Genomic DNA, 11,937 nt, shown 5'->3' on the forward strand with positions numbered 1-11,937 from the left:
ACACGTTGGCCCCGGGTGCTGCCATTCATCACAGGGAAAGTACCGCTTATGAAGCTCCAAGCACTGGCCAAGGCCATCACCCTCGCAACCGTATTGTCCGCCACCAGCTTCGGCGCATTGGCTGCCGATATTCCGCTGTCCGCCACCCTCGAGGCCGATCAGGTCACCACCAAAGTGCTGGCCGTCGATGCGGCCAAACATCAGGTCGTGCTCGAAGGTGCTGAAGGTCGCCAGGTCCACGTTCAACTGAGCGACAAGGCGAAAAACCTGGCCAACCTCAAGGTCGGCGACCAAGTGAACGTTGAAGTGCAGCGCTCCGTGGCGGCCTACCTGGATACCGATGTGGATAAAGGTCTGCCTGGTACTGTCGAGCGCAGCGGCGAGTTGCGCAAGGCTCCGGGCAGTGAAAACCCGGGTGGCGAAGCGTATCGCCAGGTTCAGGTGCAACTGAAAATCACCAAAATTGATTTGAAGAAGAATCAGGTGACCCTGGAAAACCCGGCGGGGCAGTCGAAAATCCTCGACGTGAAAAAGCCAGAAATTCAAGCCAAGCTGAAGGATCTGAAAGAAGGGCAGAGCGTTATCGTCACTTACACCGATATATTAAAAGTGACCAGTCAGCATGAAAGCTGAGTATTAACTCTACAAGATGGTTGTTCTTGTACAGATTATTGTATGAGAACAATCATATGAAATGAGTGATGGAGCAGGTTGAAAGTTTCGCGAAAGAATTGATCGATAAATATCTATTAACTTTTTCGTACATAATCTTTACCTTTATGAATGACGACATATGCGCCAACTTCTATTAAAATCCCTCTCGTTCGCCCAGTGTCAGGGCTCTTTACCGGTGCATGGATTGCCAGGCCATTACACTGGGCGAACACCTCTTCGGAGCGGATGTATACAATTTCAGACAAAAAAAGGGCGACTTTGAAGTCGCCCTTTTTTGTGCCCGTGATTACGCCGATGCCTGCCCCTCAAAGCGTTTGAGGGTGGCCTCGTACATCCGGGTCCGGCGGTGATTTTTGCCGTAGGTGCCGGCAGCTGCGACGGTTCCTGCCTGGATATGATCCAGATAGCGGAAGATCTTGCGCGGCGCCAACAGCTTGATGCCGTAGCCCAACGCTGTCATTCGATCCTGCAGGGTATAACCGGGCACCCGGTCATCCATGCAAAAGTGCAGTCCCAGGGACTTCATCAATTTGGCGTTCCACAACGTGCAGAAACTTTTTAGATGAGTTTCCCGATAAGGTTTCGGCTCTTTGCTGCGCAAGCCCAACGAGGTTTTGGCCCGGCGAACATAATGTTTGCAAAAGCGCGAAGTTAATCGCCAGGTGTCTCTCACAACTCCACGATTAATTTGCTCGACACAGCCGACGGCGGCGATGTCCGCAGTCTTGGTGCACTCACGCAGCATCATCGCGAAGACTTCCTTGTCGTAGACAAAGGTGTCGGTGTGCAGCAGAAACAGATAGTCGGTTTCAACTTTATCCAATGCCATGTCCAGCGCCTTGCCATGCGCAATATGCCCGGCCTCTTTACCGGGCGAGGGACGTTCGATCAGATTGATCCAGTCCAGCGAGCGCAGATAATCCAGGCTGGCATCGGCCGAATCATTGTCCACCACCCAAACCGGAATGCGCTGCGCCTGAACGTGCTGGCGCAACAGCTCCAGGCACATTCGGGTGATGTCCGGGGTTTTGTAATTTACCAATACAAGACTGAAATTCGGCTGCGTAACGGCTGGTAAATCAAACTGGCTCATGTCGGGACGCTCATCCACGGTTGATCGGTGACAGGTGTCTGTCGGGCCGGGATGCTAGCGACGCAACCTTAGTTGAAGCTTAATTTGCCGTTGAGGAAGTGGGTCGAAGTGTGTCGAGCCCAGACACCTCACACACGACTTAAGCCGGCCCACACGCTAAACTGCGCGTCCGTTTTCACGCCTCAAGGAACAAACGGCGCCCGCCGTAGACTCACGGATGAAACCACTCTCGCTTTACCACCCAGCCTTGTATTGGCTGCGCGTCTGGCAAAAAAGACTGTTCCGCCAGATCGCCTGGCACTGCTCCAGCCAACGCTATGCACGCCTGGTTGCCGGCGCTGACCGCCTGCCATTTCGCTACCTGAAACACACCTCGAAACTTATCCGCAAACTCGGCGACTCCGATCTCGCCCTGCAACACAACAAAGTCATCAATCTAAAACTCGCCGTCGCCGCCATCGATGGCGTCATCATCGCCCCCGGCGAACACTTCTCCTTCTGCCGCCTCGTCGGCCGGCCAACCCGCAAACGCGGCTACGTCGAAGGCATGGAACTGTCCTTCGGCGAAGCGCGACGCGGTATCGGCGGCGGAATCTGCCAACTGAGCAACCTGATCCACTGGATGGCGATTCACTCACCACTGGTGGTCGTTGAACGCTCCAACCACAGCTTCGATCCATTCCCGGACGAGGGGCGAGTATTGCCATTCGGTTCCGGCGCGGCGATTTTCTATAACTACGTAGATCTGGTGCTGCACAACCCGACGGATCGGACTTTTCAGTTGAAGTTGAACGTGGGGGAGACGCAGCTGGAGGGGGAATTGTTGTGCGATCGGGTTCGGGATTATCGGTATCACGTGTTTCAGGAAGGGCACCGGTTTGTGCGGGACGGGGAGCGGGTGTATCGGGAGAATGAGATCTGGCGGGAGGTGCGGGAGAAGGGGCAGGTGGGGGAATTGGTGGAGAGGGTGAGGTTGTATCGGAATCGGGTGGTGGTTAAGTATGAGGTGATGGACGAGTTGATTGGGTAGGGCACGCCAACAGCTACGATGATATTGGCGCCCACTGGTCAGTTTCTGAAGTAGAGCTCATCCAGTTGGCGTTTGCGTATGGACAGATACTCTTCCCATACCTTGGGGAAGTCTTCATCTTTGGTCAGCGGGAAGGTCAGATAGATGTACCTTCCAACCACACTGATGTATTGCCTCGCACGCTTAAAAGCCGGTTGTTCGTAAGCTGCCACGCTATCGTCATAGGCTTCATGGTAGTGATGGATGCTCACTCGGTGCGGGGCGATCATGCACCGCGAAAAATCGATCACCCAGCAGCTGTCAACGGCTGTGCTCAAATAACCGTAGACACCGTCGCTGGATAGACGAATGCATGAATTAGCCTGGGTGCCGTCGTCATCGTTGACCAAAATGATCTGGTCCGCGAAGTAATTGATATTTCTGCCGTCGGCTCCCATGCGGAATTCACCGTTGTTTTCGAAGGTGGCGGTCCAGTTATTATGACTGCGACGCCAACGGCAACCTTGCCGGTATCGATGACAGCTGCAAAGGCAAACGCAGCTACCACTACGACCCGCTGGACAGACTGATCAGCATCCGTGGCGCTATGCCAGAAAGCTTTGTACATGATCCGGCAGGCAACCTCCTCGGCCAGAACGATCTGCCCGCGACCAACCTCGCCAACGTCAAAGTCAACCGCCTGCTGATGCAGGGTGATCGTCACGCCGAGTACGGCGCTCACGGCAACCTAAGCCGTGAGCGCCGTGCCAGAAACTCGTCACCGAATATCGCTACGACTGTCAGCACCGCCTCATCGGCGTCAGCCTGCCGGGCGGTAGCACCGCGTCCTATAAATACGACGCCTTCGGCCGCCGCATCGAAAAAACCGTCGACGGCCACACCACCGAGTTGTTGTGGCAAGGCGAACGGCTGATCGCTGAAAGCGCTGAGAACCGCTACCGCAGCTACGTCTACGAACCGGGCACCTTCCGACCTTTGGCGATGCTCGACGGCAAAGGCCCGCTCAGGGCTACACCGTTCTATTACCAACTCGACCATCTTGGCACTCCGCAGGAACTCACCGATTACAGCGGCGAGATCATGTGGTCGGCAAAGTATCGAACCTACGGCAATCTCGCGGCATTGGAAATCAGTGAAATCGATAACCCGTTACGGTTCCAGGGGCAGTATTTCGATGCCGAGACATGCCTACACTACAATCGCTATCGCTACTACAATCCGAACACTGGAAGTTTTTTGACCCCGGCCCCGATCAAACTAGCGGGGGGGCTGACGGGAAAGGAAAGCCGGGGGAAATCCCTTGGTACTCTGACATTCCTGAGGTCAACGAGGTAACCAAAGGGGAGCCTATTCCTTCCACACCATCTTGATAAAGAGACTATTCAGTTAATACCAACAGACCTACATGGAAACATCCCCCATATAGGCTTTGCTTCGGACATGAGGGATTAGTTATGTCATATGATAAGATTTTAAACGAACTCGGCGCCGAGTCGATGTCTTTCGAGACAAAACGGCCCCGCAACAGTTTGCAAAGCGATATTAAAATCACAGAAAACTTGAAAAAGCTTCTTGACAGATTCAAGACACCCATTGTCTTTTCCAATGGTGCAAAATTCAAAATATCTAAAGAGCTGTCTATCGGTGACAAAAACGGCTTCGTATTTCTGGATGTACTATACGGACTAGCTTCAGACTCAAACAACATACACTACAAGAATGAATTGTATTCGAACCAAATACGCAGTGACTTCTACACTTTTGGTGAATCAGGTGGGGGAGATCAATTTTGCATTAACAAAAATACAGAAGAAGTATATTACTGGCGTCACGAAGCAGAAGATGATGCATCATCGCTATTTCTAATTGCGCCATCCTTTACTAATTTTTTCGAACAACTCATACCTGACAATGATGAAACCAACTCAAAAGATCACGACGGAATAATCAGTGCCGAGTTTAATTTTTAGAAACCCGTGATTCAGAATACCCTAGTAGGATTCATAGACATTGTCCATGCCCCGATCCGGGGTGAATTACCCCTGATTTACTCACCATATGGCTCTTTGTGTAGGCCCTAGAACTAGGTACGGAACATTTGTGCCACCTGGGGACTATGAAAATAAATGAAAGTCAGATGCAAAACAAACAAAATAGACAACAGCTTTACGCAAGACACTGCAACAATACTGAGGCGCTCTATCTCAATCATCGACAGTGAGCTAGAGATAGAAGTTGGAAAGAACATACAGTTTACGGCATAGAGTTCTGGGGTAATTGCCCATGGATTTACATATGCGCAGACTCGTATGATGAATGCCCCAAAGTTCGCACTAGAATTTTTTGAAATCACTGAAAAAATTTCTTCTCATTGGGTTCTAAGGTCAAAAGACACATACAACAGCAAAGTTAAGACACAGCTCGTTTTTTTGCGAATGAGCTGACGACGATAGCTTTTTGGTGAGTGTGAAATGTAGAAAAAGGGCGACGTATTTATTTTCAGTCCCTTTTGAATCGAAAGGGGAGCAAGCCAGAAAAAATCTGTCCCATTTGCCTTTATGTCCCTACGCCTCGGCTAGGCTATTGATGGACATTCTACCTTCGGAGGCCGAGATACAGATATCTGTTCGGGGCAAGACCACGTCTAGAAAATCGAATGTGGAATGCCCTTGCTGCTTGTCAGATAATTCAGGGTTGAAAAAAGTCAGGTTCTAAGTTCGACGTATTCTTTGAAGAATGAATAAAAGTTGTCTGCTATTTTTTTTGACGGCTTTTTCTTAAACAGATCGTAGCTAGTGATCTGTCCGTTCTCCGTGGGTCCACAATCAATTGTCCAGCAAACTTCGTAATCTTTTAAGTAAATCACTGCAAAGTTGCTAGGCAGTTCAAATTCTGATCGGCAGTACACGGTGCTGTAATTTACAGTTCCGCCATTGTCTAAAGTCGCATCATTGTTCTCAATCCCGCATATTTCTGAGCCTGCTGCTCCACCGCCACCGCATACATTCAAGAAATCAACGAAATCTTCAGTTAGTTTTATGCCTAAAATAATTTCGAGTTTTTTAATTTGCTCAGTAGTGGCGGGGCCGAGCCAAAAAGTTTCTTCGTCGGAATTGTCGAGCTTTGTTATCAAATCTTGATAGTTATGCATGGTTTTGCTCACTCAAAGTCTTTGGTTCGTTCTTTCTAATATGCTTTTCGCGGTACTTGGCAGCTCACATGATCTCGCTGCTGTATTCGGTCCGTTCCTGCGATGTTCCCAAGCGGTAAAGCTGATAGTAGAACTGAGTGGCCTGACGAAGGCCCTCACCATCGATCATGGCAAGCGGGCGCAAGGTACCCGGTTCGTAGATGTAACTGCGGTCGTGGTTTTCTCTGCTTTCCGCGATCAGTCTTTCATCCATTTATCCAAAGGAAGCTTCTCGATTTTTTTTGCAAATATTTCTTTTGCTTCCCGAAGAGTCATGTGGTTTGGGCCGCTATAAGTGTCAAGGTTGCTAGTTCCATTGTCTTCCCATTTGCATAGGTCGCAAATTTCATAATTACCAAGCACTGAAAGCGTGCGATATTTACAGCACGGGCAAGGCATCAGAGTTTCAATTTCTCCAGATACCTCGTACTCTCCAATATTTAATTGCTTTAATTTTTTTGATATGAATGCGTTTGTTACGCCTTTATAGCTTGATGTTAGGGCAAGCATGATAAGTTCGTCATATTTTTTATCATCGATGTCGCTAGGTAAATCGTCCTCGCTAGTAATAAGTCTCTGTAGTTGCTCTGATAGCGTGAAGAATTCAGGATTACTCTCATCAATATTCCACCAATCGAGGAGATGAGATTCTCGCTCGTCATGGTCAAGCAAAATCAAAATTGCTGTTGAGATTTTTTTTACAGCATCGTGTCGATCAATTTTGGTCATTTTATAAACCCTTAGCCAATTCGATGGCGGATTGGAAGGCGTCGGCGCTTCTACCATCATCTCTATAGAATGTTCTAATTTCTCTGGACTTCAAGTGTCCAACAAATATTCGTCCAGTTGCTGGGTCATGTTTTATTACAAAATTTCCGACATTCGTTTCGTTAAAACTTCCTGATTCTTTCGAGAATTCTTTCGCCTTTTTTAAGTATTCAGTTTGGCTTATGTTTCCGAATTCTTTTTGATCAATTACATGCTTTTGATAATGAGGTTGCAACTTCCCAGAAGAAAATCCCTTCCAATTGACAGATGCGGCCGCCGTTGGAACCTGCGCATCTCCTTGATTTACCCGGGCTTTGTCCTCAGGCGCCTCAGCGCCTTGGCCAGGAATGCATTTATCTCCGCCAGGACAAGTGTTCAGACCAAGCGGATCCACCCAACCCGTAGGGTTAGGCACGTATCGATAGTTGTTCAACCCACCCGAAAGCTTGATCGGATCCGGCGTCAAAAACCGCCCAGTGCCCGGATTGTAGTAGCGGTGCCGGTTGTAATGTAACCCTGTCTCGGCATCGAAGTACTGACCTTGGAAGCGCAGCGGGTTATCTATCTCGCTGACATCCAGCGCAGCGAGGTTGCCGTAGGCGCGATACTTCGCCGACCACATGATCTCGCCGCTGTAATCAGTGAGTTCTTGCGGTGTGCCGAGGTGGTCGAGTTGGTAGTAAAACGGCGTGGCCTTGCGTGGACCTTCGCCATCAAGCATCACCAATGGGCGGAAGCTATCGGGTTCGTAGATGTAGCTGCGATAACGGTTGTCACCGCTTTCAACGATCAGTCGTTCACCCTGCCACAGAAACTCGGTGGTCTGGCCGTCGACGGTCTTCCCGATGCGGCGACCGAAGGCGTCGTATTTGTACGACGCGGTGCTGCCGCCCGGCAGGCTGACGCCAATGAGGCGGTGCTGGCAGTCGTAACGGTATTCGGTGACGAGTTTCTGGCTGGCACCACGGCGTTCGCGTACAAGGTTGCCATAGGCGTCGTAGTCGTAGTGGCGGTCGCCCTGCATCAGCAAGCGGTTGCCTTTAACGTTGGCGAGGTTGGCGGTGCCTTCGTTGTTCTGGCCGAGCAGGTTGCCAGCAGGGTCGTGGGCGAAGCTTTCCGGTGTGGCGCCGCGCACGCTGATCAGACGGTCGAGCGGGTCGTAGTGGTAGCTGCGCTTGCCTTTGCGACTGTCATCGATACCGGCGAGGTTGCCGTTGGCGTCGTAGTTGTAGCGACGCTGAAACAGGTTCTTGTCTCGTTGGCCGACTGTGTGTGCTTGCAGGCGACCCTGTTCGTCGTACTGGTATTGGCTGAGCAGCAGACCTTGCTGGCGCTGTTGTTCGCGACCGGCGCTGAACTGGTGGCTGGTCAGGCGAGAACCGTTGAGGTCGATGCTGTTAAGACGCCCGCCGGGTAGGTGCCGGTATTCGAGTTCGCTGCCATCGGGCAGACGACAGTGGTTCAGTTGGCCGACGCTGTCGTATTCGTAACGGGTGGTACCCCAGCCTTGGTGTTCAGTGATCAGGCGATCCTGCACGTCGTATTCGTAGGCGAGCGGCCAATTGCCGTCGTCGACATTTACCAGACGACCCAGTCCGTCGTAGCTGTAGTGAATCTCTTCGCCATCGGCGAGAGTTTTCACCAGCAGACGGCCAGCGGCATCGCGCAGGTATTCGGTAACGAGTTCGCTGCCGTCATCGCCGAATTCGGTTTTCTTGACCAACTGGCTGTTGAGGTCGTACTCGTAGGCAGTGCGACGTCCGTCGAAGCCGGTTTCCTGTTGGATCAGGCCGTTGGCGTAGTAGTCGAGGTGATATTGCTCGCCGCGCTCGTTCTCTATTTCGGTAAGCAGCAGTCCCGCATTGTCGTAGCGGTAGTGCAGTTGGCTTCCGTCGGGGTTGATGCGACGGCTGACAAGATGCAGGTTGTCAGCATATTCGTACTGGGTAATACGCCCAAGTTCGTCTCGCTCGGCAGTGACGCGGCCATACGGGTTATAGGTGAAGGCGCGGCTGGCGCCACCGGGTAGGATCACCTGAATCAGGCGGTCAACGGCATCCCATTGGTATTGAGTAATGGCGCCCGCTTCATCTTGGCGGGTGATTTGCCGCCCAAGTGCATCGTAACGGTATTTACGTTTCCCACCATCCGGTAACTGCTCTTCAAGCAATTCGCCGAGGTTATTCCAGCCTAATCTGTGGCGACTACCATCCGAGTTTAGAATCTCTAAAAGACGACCCTGTTCATCGTAAGAGTAGTAGGTAGAATTCCCGTCGGGATCGATTTGTTGAGTAATATCACCTTGTTTGTTCCGTACATATCTCCAGATCGCATCGCCACGACGAACTTCGGACATAAAGCCGAGTGTGTAGTCGTAAAGTGTCGGCGTATCCTCTGGTGGAATGACTGCTTCCAATCGACCAGCGTCGTTGTACTGGTATTCCGTGATTGCGCCTAATGGGTTTTTTTCGGCGACAAGCCGGCCTTTTTCGTCATAGATGTTGCTGTATTCAGCTCCACCCGGTTCGACTTTACTTATGAGTCTGGCGTGATCGTCATGAGTGTAGACTTCCTCACTGCCATCAGCGTTAGTAACAGTGACGCTTCCATTATCATCCCAAGTATAGCGGGCATCCATCTGTGTAAAGTTTGCCCAGTGATGGATGCATCGAGAGGATTTTCCTTCGTTCTCCCATTCCCAGAAGAAGCTCGCACCACCTGCTAGTTGCCTTTCGACGATTACGTTTTGCTGGTTGTAGGAATAAAGTTCACTTTCAATCGCGGCGTTTTTTGCTTCCGCGAGGCGACTGTGCTCGTCGTATCGATAAGTGACGAGTGTTTGAATGGTGCTCCAAGCATCTTCCAGATTGTCCGCAGGGATGAACTGCTGATAATCGACAGATACAATATGCTTGCGATCATAGCGAATTAATAACGCTCGTCCCGCACCGTTATCTACACGTTTGATTCGTCCATGAATATCGCGAGTAATATGAAGCCGATTACGATACCGGTCAGTAATTGCAATAAGTGTTGCACCTTCGCTGTTGTACCTGAAGTGATAGAACAGCGGGCGCTCGCCTGCCTGGGTCAGAATGAGTTCAGATGGATCATCACCAATAAAGATGGCTGCTTTTGCTAGGCTGTTGGTTATAGCCGGCCGTTGATTGCTAGGAAGTGGAAAGTTGGTGATGCGATTTTCATGATCTGTCCAGACAACCCCGTCGTCATTCACCTGCACTCGCTGCGAAAGAGCATGGCTCCACCCGTAGCCGAGCCCACAGTCTACTTCTACTGCGCTAGTACGATATAAACGGGTCCATTCGAATGGAAATATTCCATTTAACTGACCGTCAGTAAGGGTTAGCAGTTCCTCCCCTGTAACCATCGAGACCGGGCACCCATTAACACAAGTTTCCTTGGTGCAGGCGACGGTTTTATCGTCGTGGCTGGTTGACTGTTTTGATTTGTCGTCAATATGCTCTGAGCTGCCAACTTTTGCATGGTCTTGTCGGTCCCAGTCAAGTTTGACCTTGCCTTTTTCAAAAGTCCCAGCGATCGCTCTTGTAGCGAGTTTTTTATAGTGCTCAATCGCTTGCATGAACTTTTTAACGATGCCGAATATGGATTTCACAAATCCAGAAACAGCTTCGATAACTCTTGCACCATAGTTGACTAGGCGAACTCCGAGATATGCAATGCCTGAGCCCTCGGCTGCGAACGTGAGAACTATCGCAAGAAGGATATCTATTAATATTGTTACGATGGCGCTGGATATTTGCTCTGCGGTTTTTCCGGATATTACGCTGGGAGGGAGTTGTGACAGCCAGATTCCTGACGCCTTCAGAATAAGGAACAGTGCTGCTTGGTCGCTGGCTAGCAACATCAGTTTTTCCATCATCGCGGGCGTGTCTTTCGCCAGTTTCAGCAGGTCGTTCGCGCTTTCCCCTAATTCCGTTGCGAATTTTTTCGGGTCCTTCAGGATTTCAAAGATTCGCTTGATGCCGTCAAACGCCGACTTGATTGCCTCCCAGCTTCCAATGAGTGTTCCCTTCATCTGGGCGAGGTAGGGGGAGGCAAGTGTTTCATTCGGCCAAAGTGGTCTGTATTTTCTCCATTCCAAGTCGAGCCAGTCATTCAATTCTGCTGTGAACCCGTCGTAGGAGCTGAATAGCTCATTCAACTGGTTTTTTGTTACTGAGCTTTGTACCCGGACATAGTATTTTTTTCCTGGTACGCCCTTGTAAACACCTTTTCCATCAGCATCGAGAGTGATGGAAGTTGCTGTGCCACCTTCTTTGGGAGTGACCTCGACCGTTATATTGCCTACGGGAATGTCGTTTACGGAGACAAACTTACTTTCGATTAACAGTCTGCCATCCTTGGGGCACTGTGCGACTGTAGACTCGAACTCATTGTCTTTCACGCTGACAGTTGCGCTCGCACTCCCTAGCTTGATGGACCTGCTCAAGCCAAAAAAAGCTGGTCTATCGCGAAATTGAGGACCAATGTCCAGCCAATCCGCATATCTGCTTTCGGTCAGTTCTCGGTAGTCCTTCAAACTATCCGGGAAGGTAGAGAGTTGTTTATCAACAAAGGCAACGCGATCCATCAGCCTTGCTCCAGAATCAGGTGGTTTAACAGTGCTTCTTTAAGATTTTTCGGCGCATCCGGACGGCGCACGAAACGGCTGACTTTCAGTTTCAGGTTGTTCTCTGGCCAAGCGTTGTAAATGTCCGGACGTTCTTCTTCGAGCCATTGCAGGAGATTGCCAATCAGTGTCGAAGGGTTTTCCTTGGTCAAACTGTCCAGCAACGATTTCGGCACCTGCCACCACGGCCAATCCCGCACCTTCGGCAGCACCCGCGTCCCAACCTCCAGCGTTCGCCCATTAATCAAATACCGCTCAAAAACCGGCACCACTTCCCCCGCCTTATCGCCAAGCCCATGCAGAATCGGGAAGATATGCCGCCCATCCCAGAAACGGAAAAACACCTCAGTCCCGTCCGGCATCTTCACCTGCGTCAGGCTGCGCAGATGCTCAAACACACCATTCGGTTCGGCGCGTGATACTGCAAGCCAACCCCAGTCGAGGGCGTCGGTTTCGGCGATCCATGGCAAGAATGGCGAGTTGGAAGTCAGCTCGGTAACGTAGGGCATTACCGGTTGCCAGGTGGAGTA

At 50.8% G+C, this 11,937-nt stretch carries 9 protein-coding genes and 3 pseudogenes; 5 read left to right on the forward strand and 7 right to left on the reverse strand.

Annotated elements, in window-relative coordinates; all coding sequences use genetic code 11:
* Nucleotides 1–48 precede the first annotated feature (48 nt).
* The gene (locus U862_RS0107930; RefSeq protein ID WP_025109894.1) at nt 49–633 is read left to right on the forward strand and encodes a hypothetical protein; all 585 of its coding nucleotides are present in this window, start codon (nt 49–51) and stop codon (nt 631–633) included.
* Between the two features lie 328 nt (nt 634–961).
* Here the strand turns inward: U862_RS0107930 and U862_RS0107940 are convergent, their stop codons facing one another.
* On the reverse strand, nt 962–1,768 hold the full coding sequence (locus U862_RS0107940) for a glycosyltransferase family 2 protein (protein WP_025109895.1): 807 nt from the start codon (nt 1,766–1,768) through the stop codon (nt 962–964).
* A 217-nt stretch (nt 1,769–1,985) separates the two neighbouring features.
* Here U862_RS0107940 and U862_RS0107945 point away from each other — a divergent pair, with 217 nt between their 5' ends.
* Complete coding sequence (locus U862_RS0107945) at nt 1,986–2,798, forward strand: VanW family protein (RefSeq protein ID WP_025109896.1); 813 nt, start codon at nt 1,986–1,988, stop codon at nt 2,796–2,798.
* A 38-nt stretch (nt 2,799–2,836) separates the two neighbouring features.
* On the opposite strand, the gene U862_RS0107950 is transcribed toward U862_RS0107945, so the two are convergent.
* Entirely contained in the window at nt 2,837–3,235 is a 399-nt protein-coding gene (locus U862_RS0107950; RefSeq protein WP_025109897.1) for a hypothetical protein, read from the reverse strand.
* A 41-nt stretch (nt 3,236–3,276) separates the two neighbouring features.
* On the opposite strand from U862_RS0107950, the pseudogene U862_RS29475 reads away from it, so the two are divergent.
* The 3 genes and pseudogenes from U862_RS29475 to U862_RS0107960 all read left to right on the forward strand — a co-directional run.
* Nucleotides 3,277–4,070 (forward strand): annotated as a pseudogene (locus U862_RS29475) (RHS repeat domain-containing protein); the annotation flags it as partial.
* 99 nt (nt 4,071–4,169) lie between these two features.
* Nucleotides 4,170–4,250, forward strand: a pseudogene (locus U862_RS31405) (hypothetical protein); the annotation flags it as partial.
* A 2-nt stretch (nt 4,251–4,252) separates the two neighbouring features.
* Nucleotides 4,253–4,768 carry an SMI1/KNR4 family protein gene (locus U862_RS0107960; protein ID WP_025109899.1) on the forward strand — a complete coding sequence of 172 codons (516 nt, stop codon included), beginning with the start codon at nt 4,253–4,255 and terminating at the stop codon, nt 4,766–4,768.
* Nucleotides 4,769–5,502: 734 nt separating this feature from the next.
* Here the strand turns inward: U862_RS0107960 and U862_RS0107965 are convergent.
* From U862_RS0107965 to U862_RS0107985, 5 genes and pseudogenes are all read right to left on the reverse strand, one after another.
* Nucleotides 5,503–5,949: an SMI1/KNR4 family protein gene (locus tag U862_RS0107965; RefSeq protein WP_025109900.1), complete on the reverse strand. Its 447-nt coding sequence runs from the start codon at nt 5,947–5,949 to the stop codon at nt 5,503–5,505.
* Nucleotides 5,950–6,016: 67 nt separating this feature from the next.
* Nucleotides 6,017–6,196: pseudogene (locus tag U862_RS0107970) on the reverse strand (type IV secretion protein Rhs); the annotation flags it as partial.
* A complete protein-coding gene (locus U862_RS0107975; protein ID WP_081794862.1) occupies nt 6,187–6,777 on the reverse strand; it encodes a CPCC family cysteine-rich protein in 591 nt (196 codons plus the stop codon). The pseudogene U862_RS0107970 and the gene U862_RS0107975, both read right to left, overlap by 10 nt.
* Nucleotides 6,719–11,368, reverse strand: a complete 4,650-nt coding sequence (locus U862_RS0107980) for an RHS repeat-associated core domain-containing protein (RefSeq protein WP_025109903.1) — start codon at nt 11,366–11,368, stop codon at nt 6,719–6,721. The genes U862_RS0107975 and U862_RS0107980 overlap by 59 nt, the downstream gene beginning before the upstream one ends.
* Nucleotides 11,368–11,937 (reverse strand): DUF4123 domain-containing protein (locus U862_RS0107985; protein ID WP_025109904.1); only part of this gene is annotated, 570 nt, incomplete at its 5' end. The genes U862_RS0107985 and U862_RS0107980, both read right to left, overlap by 1 nt.

The organism is Pseudomonas sp. H1h, from assembly GCF_000633255.1.
Taxonomy (GTDB): Bacteria; Pseudomonadota; Gammaproteobacteria; order Pseudomonadales; family Pseudomonadaceae; genus Aquipseudomonas.

What these genes read in the sequence shown, in the direction of transcription:
- U862_RS0107950 (WP_025109897.1), bottom strand. Translation starts at nt 3,235, where the DNA reads ATGGGAGCCGACGGCAGAAATATCAATTACTTCGCGGACCAGATCATT.
- U862_RS0107965 (WP_025109900.1), bottom strand. Translation starts at nt 5,949, where the DNA reads ATGCATAACTATCAAGATTTGATAACAAAGCTCGACAATTCCGACGAA.
- U862_RS0107960 (WP_025109899.1), top strand. Translation starts at nt 4,253, where the DNA reads ATGTCATATGATAAGATTTTAAACGAACTCGGCGCCGAGTCGATGTCT.
- U862_RS0107980 (WP_025109903.1), bottom strand. Translation starts at nt 11,368, where the DNA reads ATGGATCGCGTTGCCTTTGTTGATAAACAACTCTCTACCTTCCCGGAT.
- U862_RS0107930 (WP_025109894.1), top strand. Translation starts at nt 49, where the DNA reads ATGAAGCTCCAAGCACTGGCCAAGGCCATCACCCTCGCAACCGTATTG.
- U862_RS0107975 (WP_081794862.1), bottom strand. Translation starts at nt 6,777, where the DNA reads ATGATGGTAGAAGCGCCGACGCCTTCCAATCCGCCATCGAATTGGCTA.
- U862_RS0107940 (WP_025109895.1), bottom strand. Translation starts at nt 1,768, where the DNA reads ATGAGCCAGTTTGATTTACCAGCCGTTACGCAGCCGAATTTCAGTCTT.
- U862_RS0107945 (WP_025109896.1), top strand. Translation starts at nt 1,986, where the DNA reads ATGAAACCACTCTCGCTTTACCACCCAGCCTTGTATTGGCTGCGCGTC.